The 23,068-nt window shown below is 59.4% G+C and carries 23 protein-coding genes and 2 pseudogenes; 9 read left to right on the top strand and 16 right to left on the bottom strand.

The window, feature by feature from the left end:
- Nucleotides 1-20: 20 nt before the first annotated feature.
- From tnpC to ACZ89F_RS24315, 5 genes and pseudogenes are all read left to right on the top strand, one after another.
- Nucleotides 21-1,426 (top strand): annotated as a pseudogene (gene tnpC / locus ACZ89F_RS24335) (IS66 family transposase); the annotation flags it as partial.
- A gap of 99 nt (nt 1,427-1,525) precedes the next feature.
- The gene (locus tag ACZ89F_RS24330) at nt 1,526-1,639 is read left to right on the top strand and encodes a transposase domain-containing protein (RefSeq protein WP_476097358.1); all 114 of its coding nucleotides are present in this window, start codon (nt 1,526-1,528) and stop codon (nt 1,637-1,639) included.
- Nucleotides 1,640-1,967: 328 nt separating this feature from the next.
- Nucleotides 1,968-2,138, top strand: a complete 171-nt coding sequence (locus tag ACZ89F_RS24325; RefSeq protein ID WP_476097481.1) for a hypothetical protein — start codon at nt 1,968-1,970, stop codon at nt 2,136-2,138.
- 31 nt (nt 2,139-2,169) lie between these two features.
- Complete coding sequence (gene gcvA, locus ACZ89F_RS24320; protein WP_476094554.1) at nt 2,170-3,282, top strand: transcriptional regulator GcvA; 1,113 nt, start codon at nt 2,170-2,172, stop codon at nt 3,280-3,282.
- Between the two features lie 134 nt (nt 3,283-3,416).
- Complete coding sequence (locus ACZ89F_RS24315) at nt 3,417-4,115, top strand: IS6 family transposase (RefSeq protein WP_476094553.1); 699 nt, start codon at nt 3,417-3,419, stop codon at nt 4,113-4,115.
- 34 nt (nt 4,116-4,149) lie between these two features.
- Here the strand turns inward: ACZ89F_RS24315 and ACZ89F_RS24310 are convergent, their stop codons facing one another.
- The 5 genes and pseudogenes from ACZ89F_RS24310 to ACZ89F_RS24290 all read right to left on the bottom strand — a co-directional run bounded on the left by ACZ89F_RS24310 (nt 4,150) and on the right by ACZ89F_RS24290 (nt 7,654).
- Nucleotides 4,150-4,677 (bottom strand): hypothetical protein, encoded by a 528-nt coding sequence (locus ACZ89F_RS24310; protein ID WP_476094552.1) that lies wholly within the window; start codon nt 4,675-4,677, stop codon nt 4,150-4,152.
- A gap of 52 nt (nt 4,678-4,729) precedes the next feature.
- Nucleotides 4,730-5,391, bottom strand: a pseudogene (locus ACZ89F_RS24305) (winged helix-turn-helix domain-containing protein).
- A gap of 199 nt (nt 5,392-5,590) precedes the next feature.
- On the bottom strand, nt 5,591-6,166 hold the full coding sequence (locus ACZ89F_RS24300) for a tyrosine-protein phosphatase (protein ID WP_476094551.1): 576 nt from the start codon (nt 6,164-6,166) through the stop codon (nt 5,591-5,593).
- Between the two features lie 49 nt (nt 6,167-6,215).
- The gene (locus ACZ89F_RS24295) at nt 6,216-6,725 is read right to left on the bottom strand and encodes a cytochrome b (RefSeq protein ID WP_476094550.1); all 510 of its coding nucleotides are present in this window, start codon (nt 6,723-6,725) and stop codon (nt 6,216-6,218) included.
- Between the two features lie 113 nt (nt 6,726-6,838).
- Nucleotides 6,839-7,654, bottom strand: coding sequence for a COG4705 family protein (locus ACZ89F_RS24290; RefSeq protein ID WP_476094549.1), 816 nt, complete (start codon nt 7,652-7,654; stop codon nt 6,839-6,841).
- A gap of 831 nt (nt 7,655-8,485) precedes the next feature.
- Here ACZ89F_RS24290 and ACZ89F_RS24285 point away from each other — a divergent pair.
- Nucleotides 8,486-8,857, top strand: coding sequence for a methyltransferase family protein (locus tag ACZ89F_RS24285; protein ID WP_476094548.1), 372 nt, complete (start codon nt 8,486-8,488; stop codon nt 8,855-8,857).
- On the opposite strand, the gene ACZ89F_RS24280 is transcribed toward ACZ89F_RS24285, so the two are convergent.
- The 10 genes from ACZ89F_RS24280 to ACZ89F_RS24235 form a co-directional block, all read right to left on the bottom strand.
- On the bottom strand, nt 8,858-9,055 hold the full coding sequence (locus tag ACZ89F_RS24280; RefSeq protein WP_476094547.1) for a hypothetical protein: 198 nt from the start codon (nt 9,053-9,055) through the stop codon (nt 8,858-8,860).
- Nucleotides 9,056-9,254: 199 nt separating this feature from the next.
- A complete protein-coding gene (locus ACZ89F_RS24275; RefSeq protein WP_476097357.1) occupies nt 9,255-9,854 on the bottom strand; it encodes an NAD-binding protein in 600 nt (199 codons plus the stop codon).
- Nucleotides 9,805-10,236, bottom strand: coding sequence for a recombinase family protein (locus ACZ89F_RS24270; protein ID WP_476094546.1), 432 nt, complete (start codon nt 10,234-10,236; stop codon nt 9,805-9,807). Before ACZ89F_RS24270 ends, ACZ89F_RS24275 begins: the two co-directional genes overlap by 50 nt.
- A 225-nt stretch (nt 10,237-10,461) precedes the next feature.
- On the bottom strand, nt 10,462-11,961 hold the full coding sequence (locus ACZ89F_RS24265) for a glycosyltransferase (RefSeq protein ID WP_476094545.1): 1,500 nt from the start codon (nt 11,959-11,961) through the stop codon (nt 10,462-10,464).
- A 33-nt stretch (nt 11,962-11,994) separates the two neighbouring features.
- The gene (locus tag ACZ89F_RS24260; protein ID WP_476094544.1) at nt 11,995-12,687 is read right to left on the bottom strand and encodes an HAD-IA family hydrolase; all 693 of its coding nucleotides are present in this window, start codon (nt 12,685-12,687) and stop codon (nt 11,995-11,997) included.
- Nucleotides 12,657-13,904, bottom strand: coding sequence for an aminotransferase class III-fold pyridoxal phosphate-dependent enzyme (locus tag ACZ89F_RS24255; protein ID WP_476094543.1), 1,248 nt, complete (start codon nt 13,902-13,904; stop codon nt 12,657-12,659). The genes ACZ89F_RS24260 and ACZ89F_RS24255 overlap by 31 nt, the downstream gene beginning before the upstream one ends.
- Before the next feature lie 13 nt (nt 13,905-13,917).
- Nucleotides 13,918-15,402, bottom strand: coding sequence for a GMC oxidoreductase (locus ACZ89F_RS24250; RefSeq protein WP_476094542.1), 1,485 nt, complete (start codon nt 15,400-15,402; stop codon nt 13,918-13,920).
- Nucleotides 15,389-16,840 carry a condensation domain-containing protein gene (locus tag ACZ89F_RS24245; protein WP_476094541.1) on the bottom strand — a complete coding sequence of 484 codons (1,452 nt, stop codon included), beginning with the start codon at nt 16,838-16,840 and terminating at the stop codon, nt 15,389-15,391. The genes ACZ89F_RS24250 and ACZ89F_RS24245 overlap by 14 nt, the downstream gene beginning before the upstream one ends.
- Before the next feature lie 127 nt (nt 16,841-16,967).
- A complete protein-coding gene (locus ACZ89F_RS24240; RefSeq protein WP_476094540.1) occupies nt 16,968-18,002 on the bottom strand; it encodes a sulfotransferase in 1,035 nt (344 codons plus the stop codon).
- Between the two features lie 346 nt (nt 18,003-18,348).
- A complete protein-coding gene (locus ACZ89F_RS24235) occupies nt 18,349-19,071 on the bottom strand; it encodes a PIG-L deacetylase family protein (protein WP_476094539.1) in 723 nt (240 codons plus the stop codon).
- Nucleotides 19,072-20,243: 1,172 nt separating this feature from the next.
- Between ACZ89F_RS24235 and ACZ89F_RS24230 the strand changes: the two genes are divergently transcribed.
- Genes ACZ89F_RS24230 through ACZ89F_RS24220 form a run of 3 tightly spaced genes read left to right on the top strand, consistent with a single transcriptional unit; the run spans nt 20,244 to nt 21,736 of the window.
- Complete coding sequence (locus tag ACZ89F_RS24230; protein WP_476094538.1) at nt 20,244-20,873, top strand: AMP-binding protein; 630 nt, start codon at nt 20,244-20,246, stop codon at nt 20,871-20,873.
- A 22-nt stretch (nt 20,874-20,895) separates the two neighbouring features.
- A complete protein-coding gene (locus tag ACZ89F_RS24225) occupies nt 20,896-21,411 on the top strand; it encodes a hypothetical protein (protein WP_476097356.1) in 516 nt (171 codons plus the stop codon).
- 4 nt (nt 21,412-21,415) lie between these two features.
- The gene (locus tag ACZ89F_RS24220; RefSeq protein ID WP_476094537.1) at nt 21,416-21,736 is read left to right on the top strand and encodes an AMP-binding enzyme; all 321 of its coding nucleotides are present in this window, start codon (nt 21,416-21,418) and stop codon (nt 21,734-21,736) included.
- 288 nt (nt 21,737-22,024) lie between these two features.
- Here ACZ89F_RS24220 and ACZ89F_RS24215 read toward each other — a convergent pair whose 3' ends face one another.
- The gene (locus ACZ89F_RS24215; RefSeq protein ID WP_476094536.1) at nt 22,025-23,053 is read right to left on the bottom strand and encodes an IS110 family RNA-guided transposase; all 1,029 of its coding nucleotides are present in this window, start codon (nt 23,051-23,053) and stop codon (nt 22,025-22,027) included.
- Nucleotides 23,054-23,068: the final 15 nt, after the last annotated feature.

The following is a 23,068-nucleotide window of genomic DNA, read 5'->3' as shown; positions in this document are numbered from 1 at the left end:
GAATATGCTTCTGTTGGCCTATGACGAATAGCGCTTCGGCCCTTCCCGACGACGTCGACACGCTCAAGGCGATGCTCGTCGCCATGGCGTCGGAAAAGGCCGAACTGCAGACCGAGGCGGGACAACTCCGGGGCGAAACGGCGGAACTCAAGGCCGAGATCGTCCGGATGGCGACGCTCAACGAGCGCGCCGAAGAGCGGATCGCCAATCTTCATGTGATCATCAAGCAGTTGGAGCGCGCCCGCTTCGGCCGTAGTTCCGAGAAGCTCGATGCCGACCAGCAGGCCTTCGCCTTCGACGAGGTCCAGACCGGGCTTGGCGCGATCGAGGCCGAACTCGAGGCGGCAAGGTCGACAGGCGAGCGGCGACGTGCGAGCCGCCCGCGCAAGGCGTTCCCGGCGCATCTGGAGCGCGTCGAGATCATCGTCGAGCCGGAGACTGTCGCCTGCGCCTGCGGCGCTTGCCAACCGGTCAGGATCGGCGAAGACGTCTCCGAGCGGCTCGACGTGACGCCGGCGAAGTTCCGCGTCATCGTCACCCGTCGCCCCAAATATGGCTGTGCGCAGTGCAAGGAGGGCGTCAGCCAGGCGCCGGCGCCGGGTCACCTCGTCGAAGCCGGTGTGCCGAGCGAAGCGCTGCTCGCCCATGTCGCCGTCTCCAAATATGCCGATGGCCTGCCGCTCTATCGCCAGGAGGGCATCTATGCCCGCGACGGCGTCGAGATCAGCCGCAACTCCATGGCCAACTGGATGGGCCATGTCGGCTTCCATCTCGCCCCGCTCGCCGACCGTATCCTGGCGCTGATCAAGGAGGGCGCGCGGGTCTATGCCGACGAGACGACGCTGCCGACCTTGTCGCCAGGTTCCGGCAAGACGAAGACGGCCTGGCTATGGACCTACGCACGGGACGATCGAACCTTTGGCGGCACGGCGCCGCCCATGGTCGCCTACCTCTTCGAGGACAGCCGCAGCGGCGACTGCGTGGAGCGCCATCTCTCCGGCTACACAGGATTGCTTCAGGTCGACGGATGGGGTGCCTATAACCGGCTCGCGGAAGCGAAGCGCGCCGGGGGTCCGCTGACGCTGGCGGCGTGTTGGGCGCATCTGAGGCGCAAGTTCTATGAATTGCACGTGTCCGGCGTCTCGCATGTGGCGAGCGAAACCGTCGAGCGGATGGCCGAGCTGTGGGCGGTCGAGGAAGAAATCCGCGGCCAGGACCCCGACGTCCGCCGTCCGCACGCCAGGCGCAGTCGGTCTCCATCGTCGCCGAGCTCTGGCCGTTCTGGGAAAAGGAACTGGGCCGCATCTCCGGCAAATCGAAACTCGCCGAGGCAATCCGCTACACCAGGAGCCGCCGTGAGGCGCTCGAACGCTTCCTGCACGACGGCCGTCTCGACATCGACTCCAACGCTGTCGAGCGGGCAATCCGGCCCCAGACAATTACAAGAAAGAATGCATTGTTCGCGGGCAGCGACGGTGGCGGGAAGACATGGGCCACGATCGCCACACTCCTGCAGACCGCCAAAATGAACGGCGTCGACCCCTTCGCTTGGCTCACGAAAACGCTTGAGCGCATCGCCAACGGCTGGCCGAACCGCGATCTCGACCAACTCCTGCCCTGGCATCATCACGCAAACTGAACGGCCACGGCTGGGCGCTTACGCTGAAAGCTTGGCTGACGGCAGATCTGGTGCCGATGGATACAGATTGGTGGCCGAGATCGGAATCTTCAGGAAAACATCATCGCGGTAAACGACAAGAAGCTGACGATACGGGTCGGCGCCGCTCGGTCTGCCCGCCAAAATGAAATCGCGCCCATAAAGTGGGTGCGTCGGATCGGTAACAGTTATCCGTTGATCATCCCCAATCTAATTGGGGCATTAAGATGTGTGTTCGTAGAGACGTTCACCATCGGCAATGATGACGCCGAAGAGCGAACACAAATCAAGGAGCTGATGCCAATCGCGGTTGTTGCGAGCAAGCCGAGAGGCACTTGCCGCGATCGACCGCCTCGTCCATCACGCCACCATCTTCGAGATGAAGGTCGAGAGCTACAAGCGCCGCGAGGCCATGGAGCGAAAGCGTGACCCGGGACGCCCCGCGTCCTATGCCACACCCGCCAACAGCCTCGCTGATTGACGCGCCGCGACAATCAAACCGACAAACCCTCTTGCGCGAGACAATCAATGCCACGATCATCACCTCCGCCGCGACACCAGATTCTCATCCAGATTGTCGCGCGCTTCTCATCAGAATTGTCGCGCCACATTTATGGGGCTCCATGGCTGCTTATTTTCCCAAAACAAGAGGTCTGCGCACCTTTGAGGCTGCAGCGCGACATCTCAACTTCACACGAGCCGCCACGGAACTGGGACTCACACCAGCCGCCGTCAGCCACCAAATAAGGGAGTTCGAATATCAGCTTGGAATTGAGCTGTTTCATAAGTCTGGCCGATCAATGCATCTCACATCTTCCGGAGAAGTTATTTTAGCCGCCGTGAAGGACGCTCTGGAGACTCTAACGAATTCCTTGTCGCAAATGCGCCGAACCACTGGCAATCCGAGAATTAGGGTCAGCGCTCCTGGTTCAATAGCGACGCAGTGGCTGTTGCCACGCATCGAGCGATTTATACGCATTCGGCCTGACATTGACGTGGGGCTAACCATCTCTCCGAGAGTTCGGGATTTCACGCGAGAGAATGTCGATGTCGCTTTTCACTGGGGCAATGGCAATTATCCAGGCCTACGCGCCGACCGCCTATTCGAGCATTCGATATTTCCTGTTTGCAGTCCAAAACTGATCCGCGCGCATCAGGACATCAAAGTCCCTGCTGACATGATGCGTTTCAATCGAATTCATCTCGACTGGAGCAGGCCGGGGGTATCTTGGCCGAATTGGGAGACTTGGTTTTCTGCATTAGGGGTTGCTGAAACCGATCACCGCCCCGGATTGCATTTTTTCGAATCCGGTCCTGCAATACAGGCAGCAGTGGACGGTTTAGGCATAGCCCTCGGCGACGGCGCCATGGTCGTCGACGATATTATAGCAGGCCGTCTCGTGAATGCGTTCGACTTCGCAATCCCCGGGCCTCGTCAATATGCCTATTATATCACGTCACCAGAAGGCGCTGACACAGCCTTGGTCACAGAGTTTCGCGAGTGGGTATTAAATGAGGCTCAAGCAACTGCGAAAGCATTACAGGCGGTCTTCCATCGTCATGCCTTTTCTTCAACCAGCCGCAGTCCGGCGACACTTGCGGAGGCAAGCGTCTTGGATGACTAGCATTACAGTTGGAGCGCCGGGAGACCGGCAAGGAGTAGACGGTGGAAGTCCGTTACGATGAAGGAAGGATGTGTTGCAACGTTTTTGTTACTCGCGAGTGGCAAGGGATCCTTCAACCATTTCGGAGGATTGCGATGTTCAAAGGCCGCCAGTTCGACCAATCTGTGATCCTGCTTTGCGTGCGCTGGTACCTGGCCTACAATCTGAGCCTGCGTGATCTTGAGGAGATGATGGCCGAGCGCGGCATTACGGTCGATCACGCGACCATCCACCGCTGGACGGTCCGTTTCGCGCCCTTGTTGCTGGAGCGCTTCAACCGGCGCAAGCGTAGCGTGACCGGCAAATGGCCTGTCGACGAGACCTACATCAAGGTCCGTGGCCAGTGGATGTATCTCTATCGCGCCATCGACAGTGTCGGCGACACCGTCGAATTCTATTTCAGCGAGCAGCGCGACCTGCCGTCGGCCAAACGCTTCTTCAGAAAGGCGCTGGAGCGTCATGGCCGACCGGATCGCGTCGTCATCGACGGTAGCCAGACCAATCGGGAGGCGATCGTTTCCTGCGACACCACAAATCGCTTGCAGGATCGCTCCCGGCGCCGGCTGAAGCCGATCCGGATCCGCAAGAGTAGATACCTGAATAACCGGATCGAACAGGACCATCGGCGCATCAAGCGCCGTATCCGGCCGATGCTCGGCTTCAAATCGACGGCCACCGCAGCCACCATCCTGACCGGCATCGAAATGATTCACATGATGCGCAAGCGACAGGCGAGGTACGCCTTCAATCCGAATCCGTCCTTGGCCGAGCAGTTCGAAATCCTCGCCGCCTGATTGACCTCGCATCAGGGCCTCTCTGTGCCCCTATTCAGCCGTTGCAACAAAACCCGACCATCGTGGCGGCAATACCGTCGAGGCGGCGCTGGACGCGGGACGCGAGCAAGGCGCCGCCGGCCACTGCCAGGCCGGTGATGATGAGAGTTCCCCAGCCGAAACTCATCAGGATGATGGTCTCCAGCTCCTCGGTCTCGGAAAGGCTGAATGCAACCGTCAGATTGTTTCCTCCAACCGAACCGGAATAGGCTCGATACATGGTATCGGCAGGTACCCCCGGCAACGCCGCATCGAACATCGAGAAGCCGTCGGGAAGACCTGCCGCGGTAAAATTTCCGGCCAGATGATTGCCGCCCGGCGCGGTCAGCGAGAACAGCTGCTCCTTTTTCGTGCTGAGCTTGGAATGGCTGTCGACTGCGGCAATTAGATCCTCTAGATCGTGTGCGGCGTACGTCGCCGCCACGACCGAAAAAGTGTCCTTGACGGATTCATCGAGCCGTTCGGCAAGGTCGGCGCTCATCAGCTGATAGACGATGGCGCCCGTCAGGATGAAGGCAAGCACGAACAGGAAGGCGAAGGTCAATGCGAGCCGGAAAGGCGTGCTGCGAAGCAGGCTAAAGCGGCGCATGCAGGCTGTAGCCGGTGTTGCGCACGGTATGGATGAGCTGGGTTGCGAACGGCTTGTCGATCTTGGCCCGCAGCCGGCTGATATGGGTCTCGACGACGCTGGTCTTGGGGTCGAAGTGGAAGTCCCAGACGCGCTCCAGCAGCATGGTCCGGGTGATGACGCGCCCTTCGCCGCGCATCAGCACTTCCAGCAGACTGAATTCCCTTGGCTGGAGATCTATCGCCTGGCCCTGCCGCGTGACACGGCGCATGATCAGATCCATTTCGAGATCGGCGATCCGCAAAGTGGTCTTCTGCACCTGCGCCGCCGGCCGGCGGCCAAGGGCGTTGATGCGGGCGAGCAGCTCGGAAAAGGCGAACGGCTTGACGAGGTAGTCGTCGCCGCCCGCCTCAAGTCCTTCGACGCGGTCGTCGACGCCGCCGACCGAGGTGAGAAAGATCGCCGGCGTCCGCACGCCGGCCGCACGAACCGCCTTGACCATCGACAGGCCGTCCGGTCCGCCACGATCACGTCATAGGCGCCGCGAGTTGCCGCAAAAAGCGCGTCATGGCCATCGCGCAACAGATCGCAAACATGCCCGGCTTCGGTCAATCCCTTGACGATATAGTCGGCCGTCCGCGGGTCATCCTCAACAAGGAGAAGTCGCATCGTCGTTCCGGTCCGTTGCCGAGGCTTTGTCAAAGCGGAATGCTAGCATCGGCAGCCGCTCGTTCCTAGCTAGAGCCCGTTCCATCCCAATGGAACCGGGATGGGGCTCTATCCTCTTGTTTGACCATGATCTTTCCAAATACAGGCACCCACTTTTCGGGATCAGGGTCTCGAATGCCCGTTCCTGGAAAATATGGGATCACGAGCCGAAAAACCCCAGCAGCGGCTCCATGGTTTCGAAAGTCTGATCCATTTCATAGGTCCCCAGAACCGGGATCGCGATGTGGCCGAAGCGGATGGAGAGCTCCGCCTCGGATTTGTCCTCACCGACCTTTGCTATCGCGGCCAGATAGAGCGCTGCCGCCAGGCCGCTCCTGTCGGAGCCGGCCTTGCAATGGATGAGGACCGGTTTCGGGGCGGACTTCATCAATGCGATCAACGCGAGCGACTGATCCTGCGTCAGTTTCGTGCGGGCCGACATGCCGAAGTCGATATGCCGGATGCCGAGATCCTTCGCGGTCCGGACCTCCGCGTCATACCATGACCGACCAGTCGCCTTGCCGCGTAGATTGATGATCGTGGCAATGTGGTATTCGTCGCGGTAGGCCCTGATCTCGTCTGCCGACGGCTGAGCCGATCGATAGGCCTCACCGGCGACGATCGTGTGAAAATTGTTGTTCAGGTGAGACGCCGCCAGGGCGCAGCCGGCAAAAGCAAGCACGGAAATCGAGGCTACCACCCAGGCTTTGATCGAAACTCGCCGCGAACTTGTCATTGGCTGCCTTTTCCGTCACGGCTTGATGCCTTCGAATATGGTCCGAAAATCATCTGGCCGCATCGCGCGCGGGGACAAGCATCTTGCGCAGCACGGCGTCTTTCAGAACGAAATGATGGAAGAGTGCGGCGCCGGCATGAACGCAGATCAGGACGATAAACACCGATTTTGCCCAGGCATGGATATCGCCCATCCAGCCCCAGACATAAAAGGCCAGAAGCCCGGAAACAGGAACGGCGACGAGAAGGCCATAGAACAGCGCATGCGTTGCGCGTGAGGCGAAAGCCATCCATTTCGGCATTGTCGATTGCGGCTTGGGCGCACCGGCAAAGAGGCGGACGGCCAGACGCACGAACACCAGCAACAGGACCGCCAGGCCGACCCAGTAGTGGGCGGACCCCATGGTCTGCTCGTAGGATGACAGTTGGCGTCCGTCCGCTGCCGCATCGACGTAGGTTGTCATGCTTTCCCCGAACAGGAGCTGGAACAGGACAAGCACCGCTATCGTCCAATGCAGGCCAATCTGGAGGCCGCTATAACCGGATTTTTTGGAGTTCACTGTTCTGTCCATGAGGTGAGCGCGATAGCTGCCGATGGCGAAGCCAAGGCAGGGATCTGTTGGCGTTTTGGCGCGTTCTCGTCGCGTCCGGCGGGCGTGCAGCTGCTTGATTCCTAATCCGATTCAAGCAGGATTTCCTCGGCCTCATCGGCGTCCTTCTTCAGGGTCATGTAGAGGACAAGGGCAACAATGCAGCCAAGGAAGATGATGCTGGTCAAAGTGGTGCCGAAGCCCAGCCCGCCATATTCGACCGGTTGCGACAGCAGGTCGCCGAATGAGGCGCCAAGCGGCCGCGTCAGGATATAGGCGAGCCAGAAGGCAAGGATGCCGTCAAGCTTGAGAGCATAGTAGGCAAAGGCGATGAGCGCGATCACACCGCCAAACAACAGGCCGGTGGTGAGGTAGCCCATGTTGAAGGTTTCGGCAACCAGGTCCCCTGCCGCGGTGCCCAGCGAGAAGGTGAAGAGGATGGCCAGCCAGTAGAAGATCTCACGCTTCGTCGTGAAGATGGTGTGGATCGACAGGGTTCTCTCGCTGGCGTACCAGACCGCGAACGTCGCAGCCAGCGCGACGCTGAACGCGATCGTCGTCGTCTCCAGCCGCACGCCGAAATTGTCGACGAGATTGTCGGAGATCAGCGTGCCGACCACACTGATGAGCAGCACTGCAAGCCAGTAGGCCCACGGCACGTACCGTTTCTGCGCAAACTGCAGGATAAGGGCGACGACCAGGATGCCGGTCATGATCAGCGACGTCACCGTCAAGCCGAGGCCGAGATTGACGGCGAGATAGTCGGCCGCCGTTTCGCCCATGGTCACCGCCATGAGCTTGATCAGCCAGAAATCGACGGTGACATTGGGAACCCTGTTGAGAGCTGGCGCAACCCGGTCGAGAGCCGGCGCGGCGCGTTGGGCGGTTGGCGAGAGCATGGCGATATCCTGTCGTTGACGGCGTGTGGCGGACTATTTGCCCATGACCGTCATGGCTTGAGCGAAAGAGTCGTCGGCGCGCTTGTCGTCGTCGGCGTTGCAGCGCTCGACGCCCTTGGTCTCCAGCTCGGCAACCTTTGTCTTGTCCGCGTTGCTGAGCTTTGCCGCGGCCTCCGCCGCCCGCAGGCTGTTGAGCGTGTCTTCGCAGGGAGCGGTGGCGGCGAACGTGGATGAAATCGGGTTGCCGATGGCAATGGTGCAGAACTCGAGGGCGAGGACCAGTTTTTTAATGTGATGTTTCCCTGTGTGGCGCCGGTCTGCCGGCAGCTTCGATCAAGCTCCGGCCAAGTCGACCGGCATCAGGACCATAGGGATGCGATTTCACCGGCATCTGTCCGGTGTCTTACATCTTTGTAAGAATGGGCAAATTCGTAAGAATGGGCGTGGGGCGACAAAATCCCGAGGGATGCCTCGCCATGAACTCGCCATGAATCGGCAGAAAGAGTGGTGGCTGATGATGGGCAACAACGGTCTTGCCCAATTCGACAGGCTTGTCGGAGTGAGGGAAAACGCTAATGGCCTATGTTCCTCTCAACCCGAAGGCATTCGACCAACGCAAACGCCTGATCGTCGTTTCGGATCGCCGCGATCGCGGCCATCGCCCTGCTGCTGTTTGCAAAGCCGGGCCTGACCGAGGGGGCGGAGGGACACGAGCTCATCGAACAGCTCGGTTTCATCCTCATACTGATCTGCGTCGGCGGCCGCCTCTGGAGCATTCTCTATGTCGGCGGCAAGAAGAACGACGAGCTGATTTCCATGGGGCCATTTTCGATGACCCAGAACCCGCTCTATTTCTTCTCCACGATCGGCGCGGTGGGCATCGGATTGATGTTTGGATCCGTGCTGGCGGCCGTCGCATTGGGCTTGGCCAGCTTCATCGTTTTCCAGGTGACGGCGCGCAAGGAAGCCGAGTATCTCCTGGGCAAATTCGGCCCCGTCTACAGTACCTATGCAGAGCGGACGCCGCGATTCTGGCCGAACCCGTTTCTGTTCCGCGACCAGGCTGAATGGCGGTTCTCAACGCACGCGTTGAAGCGGACGTTCTATGACGGGCTCTATTTCCTCGCCGTCTTCCCGGCGATCGAAGTGATCGAGTATTTCAGGGTCAGCGGCTTTCTGCCGACGTTTTTCATCCTCTATTGATCAGTGTCGCGCCGCGCGGCGCAAGCTGTGCACCAGGATCGCGAGGCAGCCTACCAGCAGCAGGATACCGCCAAGCAATGGCGGCAGGGCCAGAAGCTTTACCGCCGCCGTGATCGCCGCGATCAGGAGCAGCGCCAGATTACCGTCGTCGATGAACATGCCGACGAGTTCCTTGACGGCGAGACGAATGAGGTTCATCGGGCAAATCCTCCGGTGGGTGCGGGATAGGCGCTGCGCAGCCAGTGAATGATGGCAAAGGACGCCAGCGCGTTCGATGACATCTCCACAGAATGGCCGTCGGGCTTGCGCGCTGGGAGCGTGTGGGCGTGAGCGGCGCGAGATCCGCGGCCGATCAGGTCATTAGACACGCGTCTGGCAACGTACCTAAGCGCACCTGTCACTCTCCTTCAGCCGCGGCCGAACTTGTTAAAGGCACAACGGAGAGGTCGGCCTGGACCACTGGATCCAGTAGGACGCTGACGTTCCGTTCGCCGAAGCCAGCTGCGACCGCCCCCGCAAAGACCGCCTGGATGTGCTTCGCCAGTTCGCTGGCGCCAGCTTTCGAATCGGCTGCGAGATTGCAGAAATAGCCAAGATCCTTCATCGCGTTCCGCATGGAAAAGTTGCTTCCGTCGAAGTCGCCGTCCAGGGCAGGCTTGAGCATTTTCTCCAGCGTCCCGGACCGGGCCGCTCCGGCCTCCATCACTGCGTAGAGGTCTCGCCACTCCACCCCGAACTCGCGGGCCCTTCCGTAGGCTTCGGCGAGTAGTGCGACGGTTCCCTGGGTCACGAAATTGTTAAGGAGCTTGGCGATGTGTACCGCCCCCACCCCGCCCATGCGGCGAATCACGGTCGAATAGGCCGAGATGATACGCTCAGTCCGCGCAAACTCCTTTTCGTCACACCCGACCATGGAACCGAGGGCTCCCGCCTCGGCTTGGCGTGGGCTACCGGTTACGGGCGCGTCGGCTGGTGCGGTGCGAGGCCCCGCAGACATGGGGAGCATGAGGAACTGTGGGGCAGTCACGTTGCGACCTACCAAACGGGCACTTTCTGTGGCGCGGTTCCGGCCCGTTCAGAGAGCCTCCATCACCGACCGCCCCACAGTTCCTCATGCTCCCCTTCTCGTAGCGTGCCGACAGGGAACGCTGACCCAGAAGATCAAGTTCGTACTCGTTGAGGCTGCCCGTCAATCCCAGCAGCAGCCGGTCATTACCCTGCGCGGCGCATAGACCGTCTCCTGCGACCAGCACGGTATCGACGACGCGGCACATCTCGATGAGCTGCTGCCAGTCAGGGCTGTTGCGGGCGAAGCGCGACACTTCCCGCGCCGCGACCGCACCGACCTTGCCAAGACAGAGGGACGACCCCTCAATCACGCAAGACGGCCTCCGCCGAACTCATCGCATAGAGAAGAAAAGAAAGCGGCTCAACAAGCTCATCTATGTCAAGCGCTCTCCTAATTCATGACACTCGATGGCAACGAACTGGCCTGTTAGTAACGTTTCGCAATACACCTGACAGATCACCGGAGTCGGACGTTCCTAGGGTTTTTTTCCGCGTCCTCACCAATCCACCTGGACGACAATCATCAGCACTCTGGCCTACGCAGTGCTTCTTTCGTATTTCGGTTGCGAGGTGGAGCTGGAGCCTATGCCTCCCTGTTGCGACCTCGGCGCGGAGACGTCCGCTGCCTGGCTCAGATGAAAACTGGATAGAGCCGATTGAATCGATTCGTACCACTTTGGAATTTGCGAGATTTGCGTACTCGAGCGAAGGCAGTTTTCGCGCGCGGTTCTGGCCATCTCCTCGAAATCACTATGACTGACCGCAAGGTGATGCATCATTTTTGCAGCTTTATCCTCGATGTCCGGCTCGTCGAGGACAACCCCATTCAGTCCATTTACGACCTGCCTTTTCAGACCAAAGGCAGACGACACTACGATGGGTTTGCCTCGAAACAGAGCTTCTGTTGCTGTCAGGCCGAAGCCCTCTTCGCGAGAGAGCGCAAATACTCCATAGGCGTTCTGTTGCAGCCGGCCAACAATTTCGGCATTTGCATCGTGGTTCTTCATCGAGATACAGGCCAGATGGACACGCCGCCGCACTTCCTTGGGCAATTGAGAGCATAATACGACGCATTTCTCGAAATACTCGCGTCCTTCTGGATCGTCGGCAACATCCAAAGAATCCGGTCCCGCGACCACCAGGCATATATCGTACGGCTGGTCGAGCGTCATTTTCACAAAACGATCGAAAGCGGCGATGATCCGGTCAATACCTTTCAGTGCATCCCACCTGGACACATGCAAGAAATACCGCGAGCCGAGAATGTCCTGGAGGGACGGAGTGGGGTCGAATTCTTGGCTACTGAAGGAAACCGAATTCTCCAGCGTCTGGTCTGCGGGCCCTTTATAGTTACGATTCTTGCTCGAAAATGGGCTGATCGATGGCTGGATGATATCTATGGGGAGACCGGTATCAAAGGCATATTCCTTCACGCTCAGGACAATGCGCTGGAATTGGCGGATGTATTCCCCCAAAAACCCCCAGATTTCGTCGACTGTCGGGGTGCGCTTTGGATAGCCGATGTGGCATCGCCAGATAGCCGGGTGCGGGTTAGATTCCAGGAACTTCGCGGCCGCACCAAGTGGCTGCGGGTCATGAACGACCAGAAAGCCATCAGGTCTGATGATCCTTTCCAGCTGCGCGGCGCCTTGCTTCGATACCTCAAGATAATGTGGCAGAAGATCGTTCAAGCCTGCCACGGTGGCGTCGTGAAGAGAATTGTGAAGTCCTTTGGTGAACTGAAAGAATTGCTCTTCCTTCGGTTTAAAGATGAGCCAACGCGCATCAAAACCAAGTTCCCGAAGGAGGCATATGTGGTGTGGAAGCATTTCGGCCACCCCGCCGCCGAACGCGGTGGAATTTATGTGCCAAATGCAACGGGGGCCAATCTTGTCACGAATTGCGCTGGACGAACGAAATAGTTCATCGAGAAGTTCACCATAGTCGTTTCGCTCTGCTTCGTAAAGCTCGAGTACCGAGCCTTCCACCAGCACCTCATCAAATAGTGGTGTGTGGAATATCGTTGATACTTTCATTCCGTGGACCTCGTTAAAATCTGAGAAGCAGGTTCAGCGCGGCCGGTTAGAAAGGATGGAGGCCTCGCAAAAGTTCTCTACCCAGCCCCTGGTGTCAGGGTGACCCCTGGCATTGAGGCCGACACCTACGCAGTCGCAACCTGCAGCGATCGCCGCTTCAATTCCGGTGCCGGAATCCTCAAAAACCAAGCATTTTTTGGGAGTGATGCGCAGTATCCGCATTAGCATTTGGTAGGGTAGCGGATGCGGCTTTCCCTGACTGACGTCCTCGGCCGCAATCATGATCCTCGGGTAGGAGAGTCCAGCCGCCTCGAGGCGGGCGAGGGCCGAAACTCTTGCTGAAGAGGTGACAATAGATCTGCGTTCGGCAGGGATCGAGCTATAGAACTCTACGGCGCCTTGGATCGGCAGCAACAGTCGCATCTCTTGAATCTCATAATTTGCTATGCGAGCTGCTTCGCGTTCTGGCGAGAGACCGGGCGTAATCGTCGCCACCAGGTCGACGTCCCTGCGGGCGGCCGACATCCGCATTGCATAATCCGGAGAGATCCGTTCCTCCCGTGCCCATCGACGGAGTGCGCTTTCGACCACAGCCTTCGAATCTACAAGGGTTCCGTCCAGATCGAAGGCTACGTGATCATAATCTTCGAGCTGAACATTGAGGGATGCGGTTTTCGTTTGATCTACTCCCAGTATCAGGCCCAATGACGCTTGTTGGAGAGACATGCTCTCTCTGTGGTGTGGAACGCCTCGGCGCAGTATTCGACCATGGATGCGTCAGTGACCTGTGCAGTCATGTCCTCGTCCTTGCGGTAGTCTGCGAGTGCTCGCTGCAGTGCCGGCTGCAAAGCTGCGAAAAATGCACCGTCCATGGACGCATTGCTCATGTATGTCCCCGGGTAGCCCGTGTAGATACCGTGCTGCAGACACCTCTGAGCGAAGGCCCTTCCATGCTTTTGCGAGGGCAGAACGATTCTGAACATGGTATCGCTTCCGAGCACGCGCGCAGGTATTTCGCGACGTTCGAAGGAGGTCTGGAACTGCCTCTTGAGCGCCAAGCCGCTCTCGGCGAGGCGAGCCACAATTTCTACTTCTTCAAGGATTTCCTGTGTCAGGTTGCCGGCCACAAAGGCCCGGTTCTCGCGCAGATACGTATTGCCCAGAAAGACCCCATCGGCTCCCACCATGGCATCGGCCGTGCCGACGACCGCGGAAAGGCCAATGCCCTGTGCGATCCCCTTGGCCAATGTGATGAGGTCGGCTTTCACACTGTGTTTTCGGCAGTAGCCACCCTTGGCGTAGCGAAATCCGCAAAGAACCTCATCAACGATCAGCAATACTCCATGCTGGTTTGTCATCCTGGAGATTTCCAGGAGCAATTCCGGAGGAAAGACTGAAGGCTCAGGCGTGACGAAAACGGCCGCGACTCTCCCCTCGTTCCCGACCAGCTGCTGATCCAGGATATCGAGGTCATATTGGAAATCCTGGATGTTTTGATCCTTGGCCGGCGGATTGTCCGACCAGGGGTGCTGTTGAAAGATGTCGTGCCATCCGTGGAAGCCAGCCGTCAGGATGAGCGGCCGGCCTGTTCGGTGCCGGGCGATCCGAACCGCAGCTTGCGTTGCACAAGATCCGGTCCTCAGAAAGAACACTCTGGGATTGTTTGGGAACATTTCCGAGATCTTCCCGGCGAGTCTCTGGCGTTGCACACTCACCGGCGACGGCAGAATATCGGTTTCTTGCTCCATCGCCTGCGCAAGCCTAGCCTTGAACACTGGGTCGTTGCTGCCCAAGGGCGAAGCCCCGCTGCAGGACGTCATATCCAGATAGATCTTGCCGTTGATGTCTTCCGCCGTCGCGCCAGTGGCGGAGCGGAATATGATGGATGACCGGGTGTCACGCTCCCATTCAGCCAAATGTCCGGTAGCTCCAGGATCGAGCATCTAAATTGCCCTTTTACTCGAGTGACATAGCCATTCGCCTGGCGTTGGCCATTATCGTGTGTGTCGGATTGCTGTTCCCTGCGAAATTCATGACGGAGCCATCCATGACATGGATGTTAGTGAACCCATGGACCCTGCCGCAGCTGGCTACGACCGAGGTCCTCGGGTCGCATCCAGCGCGCGTCGTGCCGTGCAGGTGGGAGCTGCCTTTTCCATGGAAGGGTGGCTCTCGCTGGATGCGGGACGCGCCAAGGTGGCGCAGAATGTCATCAGCGCGGTCGGCGAGAAAATTCATGCGATCGCGATCATTTTTGGAGCTTCGGTAGTCGAAACGGATGTAAGGGATACCGTATTGGTCAACGGCCTCGTCAAGCACGACTCGATTGTGCGACCATGGCTCTTCTCCGGCCATGTAGTGCAGACGGACAAGGCCGACGTTCTCATCCGGCGAGGGGAAATTCGCTTCATAAATGAGGCCGCCAAATCTGCATGGCGCGTCGTTATGCTCGTAGAACTCATCGGTATAAACCGTCGCATGAGGTCCCCAGTGCGGAGCAAATGCACCGGAGCCGCGATCGACCGGTTCCATGTAGCCGACGGAGTAGCCGTTGATCTTGAATGAAAGGCCCCGCCCAACGAGGCCAGATTTGTTTCCTATTCCCTTCGGTGCATGCCCACTCTTCGACCGAAGCATCAATGCCGCTGATTGTACCGCGTTTGCGCAGACGATGACCCTTTCAACTGGGATACGGATCAGTTCCGATGAGAGCGGCACATAGCACTCTAGGGCTTCAGCCCGACCGTGAATCCCCATTTCGATCCGGTTGACGAAACAGCCGAATAGAACCGAGATCGTTCCTGGCAGCGCGGAGTCATCCAAAATATTTCTTGCGAGCGCCGATGCTCTCGCATCGGTAGGGCACACCAGTTCATCGCAAGCCGAACAGTTTATGCATCCCAGGTTGGTCCCTGGCGGCCTGATTGCCAGGGGGATGCTCTTTGATGTTATACTCAGTTCCTGCATTGCGTTAGTTAACATTAACCCGCGCGGGCTGGCTGGATAAGATGGAAACCCGCTTGCGCCACTGATCTCCAGGAGATCCTCGATCTCCGAATAGTAGGGTTCAAGATCCTGGAGGGTGATGGGCCAATCAATCTCCATGTCAGTCGTTAGATAGCGAGAGGCTGACAAATCTGTTTGTCGGTATCTGAAGGTAATCGCGTTGTAGAAGGGCATCCCGCCGCCAACGCAGCACGCTGTCCAAGGGTTACCATCGGCAGAGCGGTTGGAGGTGAGTGCCTTGCTGTAGGCCGCTTGGTGGGGACCGAGCATGGCGCCAGGGGAAACCACGCCTCCATATTCCAGGACGGCCACATGGCAGCCCTTTTCCGCAAGTGTTCGGGCGACTATCGATCCAGATGGTCCGGAGCCGACGATAACCGCATCGAAGTTTGTGAAGTTACAGGAGCCCGCTGAAATGTGTCTAATGTCCGTCACGGGCAACAGTCTCCTGTGGGTGTAAGGTAGCGGACCAGCAGGCGGTGCCCGCGATGGAGGCCAGTAGGTGCTTTAAACGGGCTACGTAGTGGGGAACCGCCACGATTGCCGGGCCGGTGGCAGGGTGACGGTAGTTGACGAAGAGACCGTCGTGGGTACGCACGATCCAGAAGTACACGTCGTCCGGGTCGGTGCTGCGGCCGCGGAGGGTTACAATCCGCCAAGTGTTCCATTGGCGGGCGCCGCGGGTGCGACGAAGGTCACTGTACGAAACCATGAAGGGGTCGCGGAGGCGTCGGCCGAGGAGCTTCTCCACTCGGGGTATGGGTATCTGGGCCAGGTCCTTCACTCCCTCGATGCCTGAGACCGCGGAGCGCACCGCCTCAGCGAAGGAGTCGGTCGCGCTTAAGGGAAAGGTGATGGGCCCCATACCTACGTACCAGCCGATGGAAAACTTCGACGGACCCGTCCGGGTGTGGAAGGGCGCCATGGTACGGAATTCGCCCGAGCCCGTGATTTCGTGGCCGACCTTGGCCAAACAGGCGAGCAGTCCGGAGAAGGAGTGGCCCCCGGCCGCGCGGCAGACTCTATCGAAGACGAGCGTGGTGGGTGCATCGAGAAGCTCGGTGTATCCACCTGGCTGGGCGGCGGGGCTGCCGCTCACGTCGCTTACCGGTACAGGAAACTCCGGCAGGCGGCCGCCGGTTTCAATTAGGAACTGCCGCCAGTGAACGATGGATTTGTGGTCCGCAGTCAGCGCGTCGGCGGCCGTCCGTTCGGCCTCCGCGAAATCGAGGTAACTGGCGGTGGTGGGAAGGGGAGGTGGGGCGGGTTTGCCGTTGGCGGCGGCGAGTGCTGCGGTGTACAGAATGTGGATTTCATAGGCGGTTAGAAGAAAGGAGTAATAATCCGTCAGGGTGTGATCGGCGGCGAAACAGACAGTTGTCGCTTCTGCGCGGCTTATGGTGGCACAGATATATCCGGGCCAGCCGAGGGGGCCGGCTTCGCTATCGAACAGTTCCTCCAGATACCGCGCCAGCTTCCGGCCGTCGGTGAAGTCCCCCGCCGCACTGGGGCGGATGCTCACGGCTCCGGCCGGTAGCGTCATGCGTTGCAAACGGCCGCCCGGTGTCGAACGAGGAGCGAGAGTGAGTTGGCTGCGCAGGGTTTCGTGGCGGTCTGTCCAGCCGCGCAGCGCAGTGGCGAAGGCGTCCTCATCGAGTTCGGCGGGTAGATCGAAGGCGCAGCCCAGCCAGGACGGCGGCAGGGGACCATCACCGGCCGCTTCGAGCACGGATGTGATGTGTGCTTCCTGCACGTGAGAAGCCCGCCGTACGTCGGCTGCCCAGGCGGTGCTGGACATGCGCGTAGCGTAAGCCCGCCAGACGATGAGACCGCCCGGAGACAGACCGAACGATCGTATGTCAGTGAACTTCATGATCGCGCGCCTTATCTGCGAGGAGCGGAAACGACGGGTGCGACGAGGAGCGCCGCCTGGCCCGCGAGAAGAAGAAGGTGAAAGCTGCGGGGCAGGCGTCATCGGAGCGCTTCGTGCGCCGACGGCGTCATCCCGCGCTCCCCGGATTCGGCATCGACAAGTCGTAGCCGAGTTGTTGCAGTTCCTTCCCGGCGATCCGCTCGAATTCCTCGATCTCCCCAGGCGTGAGGTCCTGCAGGTACCGCCCTTTACGCCCGGTATACAGCGGCTTACCCGCGGCCTCCGCTGCTGGATGGCCCCAAGGGTTGTCGAACAACGCGTGTTCGTGCTCCGCGTGGTGGAGGACCGCCTCGTCCCATGACAGGCCGAGGTGCTCCAGCATCCGCTCGACAGTGTCGCGGGGGCGATCGACAAGGTCCTCATACCGCACTTCCAGATAGCGGCTGCCAGGCGCAGCCCGGCGGGGTCGGGTGACGACCTCCAGCCAGCCGCGCGCGGCCTCCGCGACAGTCCGGTAGCCCCAGTCAGGGACGGTCTTGAAGTGGGAGGCCGTCAGGTCGCGGCCGTCGCGGATGATGTGGATGAAATGTGCTTGTGGCCAGATCGCGGCGTACGTGCCGATGTCCTGGATCCTCCGCTGAAGCTTCAGGCCCCATCGTCGAGCTCCCGTCTGTTCACGCCGAAATTCGCCGATGGAGTTGATGAGCAGGCAGCGGTCATCCAAGGCGGACAGATCGGTACCGCTTTCGGCCATCTGGCTTGTCACCAGGCTCCGTACATTGTCGCGGTCCAGACCAAAACGCTCGCACTGCACAACGAAGTGCCCGCCGTCGTACCACTCAGGATCAAAGGCGTCCTTCGTCGTAACGGCGACCCGCGAGTCGCAGAGGTCCATCAGGTCGCACACTGCGAGGATGTGCGGGCCGAGGTTAATGGGTTCGGTAAAATCGATCTCCGGGCCGACGACCAAATCGGGGTGCGAGTCGAGCAGGACACTGAGCAGAGTAGTGCCGGAGCGGTTCTCGCCGCCGAGCAGGACAGGGTTAGAGGGCAGGGCGAGAGGAGGGGCCACGTATTTGTCTATGCCCACGTTTCCTAGGAGAGGTTTGGATGTGTTCACTTTTGTCACCTCAAGCACCAGCTTTGGGCTACGCGACGCCATCGTGGTTCCAAGGCTCGAGCGTCGCCTTTGGATGTTCCGCAACCGGGAGACCGCGGGGGCTATTTTCGGTGAGCACGATCATGGACCATTCTCCTCAGTCGTGAGTGCATTTGCGGATCGCAATGCATGCCCCATGCCAAGGAAGAAAACTATTGAAAACAACTGGTAATTTTGGCTTTGCCTACGTTGCCTATCCGACATCGTCGGACTTCGGACAATAACATACCGAACGTGGTTGAACGGCGCGCGAATCAGCTTCTGGGGAGAAATTCCGCCGTTCGAGAACATACCGGGCCACCGCATCCGAGAATACGATCTCGACTCCGCTGGGGAACAATTTCAGCGCTCAGGTCGGCAGACACGTCGTCGGCGCCCAGCCTATTTGATCCGTCCTGGCGCTGACGGTAACCGGCCGGATCGGTGGCGCGGGCGGCAGCAGGGAGCGGATATCGGCGAAGGGGAAGACCGGCTCGAAGCGGAATGCCTCGGCGAGCGCGCCCACAGCACCGTTGCACTGGCCGGCCCGGAAACTGTTCATTGTCCGCGCCGCCTCTACGAAGCGTTCGGGGGCCTGCGAGCGGTGTGCCCGGATGGCTTGCGTTTTTAGGCTGGCATAGCCGGTAATGTCGACATAATGCGTCGGCCAAAAACCCGTGCCACCGAGCGTGTCGGCATGCAGCACCGGCACGGCGAACGAGGCCGCGATGCGCGCGCCATCCGACAGCGCGCGGTGGTCGCCGTGATAGTCGTTCGGCGCATGGGTGATGGCGACATCCGGCTTCACCTCGCCGATCAGCGCCTTCAGCGCCACGATCAAGGCGGCGTCGGCGACGAGCGCGCCGTCGGGAAAATCGAGGAAGCGCGGCGCTACACCGAGCAGAACCGCCGCCGCGGTCGCTTCCTCGCGACGTGCGCTGGCAAGTGCTGCCGGGTCGCCCTTGCCGCCTCTCGCGCCGTCCGTAGCTATAGCAAAAATCAGCTCTGCGCCGGCCGCGGCATACGCGGCCATCGTACCGAACATGAATATCTCGATGTCGTCCGGATGCGCCCCCAGGGCCAGTATCTTCATTTTCCTCTCCCCAGAATTGGTAAAAAGTGCTGAACGGACCCCTGCTCGCTCTGACCGCCTATGCAAGCTGTTCACGCAACAACCATGCCGTTGTTAAAAGGCGGTGCAGGCCCGCGCCTTGCCGGCATCGCGTCGGGCGTGCACCGCGTCTATGCCTTCACACCATTCCGCGGGCCGAAGCCTATGCGCCGATTTTCCCGGCGCCGCTCTACGTTACCATCCTTCCACGGTAATCCTCAAAGAAAGGGGCGGCTCTGGCGCTGACTGGCGGTGGTCACCGTTTCGCCGGCCGTCATGCTGGTCATCAGGCCAGGCTTTCGCGACCCGCATCTCGGCCATCTCTGCGTATTCCGGTGATGCCGGACGGCTATTCCAATCTGAAGCCGGACAGGTATGGAGCGCACCCCCAGACTGAGACAGGATGCTGCCGTCCATGTCCTCGATCACCACACAAAGTGAGGACGTCCCCGCCGGTGCGTAATAGAGCGGGACATAGGTTTCTGCCGTCGCCGCGCCGCGGTTCTTCGACCCTGTTCGCGCATACCGCCGAACGACGTCGAGCTGGCCACGCTTTTCTGGCCGGCGCGAAGCGCGTGATGCGTGTCCAAAACCTGACAGCATCAGAAAACATGTCAGGTTCATTACAACCTGCCACCTTGGGCACCTTGGGTTTTTCAACGCGTAATCATGCGCTTCCCGCGTGCTGAGCGCGCTGGCACGGCCTTTGCTGATTGAGATCCGGCAACATTGGGTGAGGGCTGCCCCGTCTCGAAGAGGGAAACAAGCTCGCGCATAGAGTCGCGCAACCTTTAGCAAGAGCTTTGAAGAGCAACATGGTCTGGCAGATGGAGGCCCCGGTTCCTTCGATTAAAGTGGAGATCTTGCTGCCTGGCGAGCCCCCACGATCTTCCAGCCTGGCATCGTGAATTTTGGGCAACTTTGTGCGGACCATGTGTAGCGGCCATGCCCCATCTGATGGTGTTTAACGAAGATTCACGTGAGAAGCACAAGCTGGTCGGACGTCGGCTCACCGATGTGATCGCGGCTATCGATGAAATCGGGGCATCGTTTCCAGACAGAACCGCGATTACGCATGGCACGACGGAACTCACATATGGTGAGCTGCGATCATGTCGGCTAGAATCGCGAGCACTCCACGAGAGCGCTGCGCGGTGGGAACGATCGTGGGCTATTGTGGGCAACGTGACCCCAATTGGGCTGCCACGGTAATCGCAATTCTGAAAGGCGGCGCAACGTATTTGCCGCTTGATCCATTTTTACCGGCCTCATGCATTTCATTCATGGTCGAGCAGAGTGGATGCACTCTGATTATCGGGCAAGAGCGACCGGAAGCTTTAGGTCTGCTTCAAGAAAACAGCCATGGCAATCGTGAATTCATGACGGTGCAGACCGCGTTAATTAGGGACCTTGCCTCTCCTGCGATGCCCTCTTCGGCTGAGTGCGGTCCCGCTTACATCTTGTTTACGTCCGGGTCGACAGGGTGGCCTAAGGGGGCGATGGTCGAGTATGCCGGACTAAACAACCATTTGATAGCCAAGATCGATGCGCTCGAGTTGACCGAGAAGGACTGCATCGCTCAAACTGCATCGCATTGCTTTGACATCTCGCTGTGGCAGCTCTTGGCAGGGCTATGCGTTGGAAGCGGCGTCGCGATTACAGACGATGCCACGCTTAAGTCTCCGATAGCTCTTCTTAAGGCGCTGCAGGGACAAGGCGTCACAATTGTCCAATCCGTCCCATCCGTACTTGCCAGAATATCTGCAGACACTCGCGGCCGATGAGCGGCTTCTCATCGCCTTGCGCATGATCTCCACGGTCGGCGAGCCGCTGACGCCTGCCTTGGCGCGCGCCTGGCTGGCACTGTACCCCCAAGTCCCGATTCTCAATCACTATGGCCCGACAGAATGTGCGGATGGGGTTACCCACCATGTGATTTCTGTCCCGCCTAGTGCATCTGAAGCCTATGTGCCGATCGGCCGGCCGAGGTCTATGTCGGCGATGGATGGCGGCTGTGCACGACGGGTGAAGTCGGCGAGATCTGTGTCAGCGGAGTCGGTGTCGCTGCTGGCTATATCAATGATAGCTCGCGTACCAAAGATGCTTTTTTTGCAAACCCGTTCTCCAACCATCCATCCCATCGGCGCCTATACAAGACAGGCGATCTCGGACGCTTCAGAGCTGACGGCTTGCTGGAATGTCGTGGCAGGCGAGACCGTCAGGTCAGAATCCGGGGGCACCGAATCGAGCTTGGAGAGATTGAGCCCGGCTCTGCACCCATCCTTCGATAAGTGGCGCCGTCGCCGTAGCACCCGTCAATGAAGGCGTGAAGCTCACAGCAAGAGAAATAGCCAAGGACGACGGAGGGTTCAGGCCAAGACGGATAGTAGCCCCTCCCGACGTCTTGGAAAGTGGACTCCGAAGCTTTGTTGCCCAAACGCTTCCTGCATACATGGTCCCAGAGCGAATCATTCATATCGATGCAATTCCAGTTACCAGAAACGGGAAAGTAGACTTTGCCGCTTTGCCGGACCCGACGACCATTCGGCCTCAGCTGCTGACTCTGTTCGAAGAACCAAAAACGGAACTCGAACACAAGCTGCGAGATATCTGGTCCAGCGTTCTTCGCATCAAAAGTATCGCGTGAATGACCAGTTTATGAACCTTGGCGGGGCATCGCTCCGGGGCGCAAGTAGTGTCTGACCCTTTTTGACGTGTGATCGAGTGCGGTCTTCTGTCAGGCCTTAGTTGCGGCACTTTCAGAAGCCGCTGGCCGGTATGGTGATCTGCGGATCGGGTCCAAATCTGCCAAACGAGCTCTATGCCCTCAGTTAACTTCTGGTTTTCCCGGTCCAGATTGTTTGATCATGCGCCCATTCAGGTCATCGACTTCTCACACCTGCTTGCCAGTCCTGGTTATCCGCGTGGTTTCTTGTCACGCCGCCACAGCCAGAGCCGGGTCTCGATAATCTTCCTGCTTCGTCAGCATGGCCCATATTTTCCGAGCCATCTTGTTCGCCAGTGCGATCGCCACCAGCATGCGCGGCTTCTTCGCGAGCATCCGCGAAAGCCACGATCCTTGCGCTGGCGGTTTGCGACCCGCCCAACTCACGCGGGCCATTGCCCCGAGAATCAGGAGCCTGCGGATGTCGGCCTGACCAGCCTTCGACACCCGGCCGAGCCTTTCTTTCCCGCCAGAAGAGAACTGTCGTGGAACGAGGCCGAGCCAAGCGGCAAATTCCCGACCGCATCGGAAGCTCTGCATCGCTGGCGCGAAAGCTTCGACGGCCAGTGCGATCAGCGGCCCCACACCTGGCATGGTCTGAAGCCGGCGCGCGGTTTCACTCTGCCGGGACAGTTCCGCGAGCTTCTTGGCCTTTTCTTCGATCCGGGCCGTCTTCTCGCCGATCTGAGCCAGAAGGTCGCGGCATTCCTCCTGCACAAGCTCGGGCAGGCCGATCTCAGCATTCTCGACAATCGCCTCAATGCGCTCGATGTGACCAATCCCCTGCGGAATGACCTGCCCATATTCGTAGAGAACGGCGCGCAGAGCGTTCACCAATTCCGTTCGCTGATGAACAATACGCTCGCGCGCCCGAAACAGAACCGCCCGCGCTTGCTGATCAGCGGTCTTAGGCTCGACAAAGCGCATTTCAGGCTGACGGGCCGCAATGACGATTGCCTCGGCATCGGTCGCGTCGTTCTTCTGCCGCTTCACGAACGGGCGCACATATTGCGGCGCGATCAGCTTGACTGCATGGCCCAGCTTCACCAACTCGCGCGCCCAGTAATGGGCGCTGCCGCAGGCTTCCATAACAACAAGGGCCGATGGCTGCTCTGACATGAACCTGAAGAACTGCCCGCGAGACAGTTTCTTGCGATACTTCACATCGCCTGTCATCGGCGCCCCGTGTAGCTGGAAAACATTCTTTGCCAGATCCACTCCGATCAACATATCCTTCATCCGCCGTCCTCTCTG

Source organism: Mesorhizobium sp. USDA 3734 (assembly GCF_056279665.1).
The sequence above is the reverse complement of the archived record's forward strand: the minus strand, read 5'-3'. Positions and strand labels throughout refer to the sequence as shown.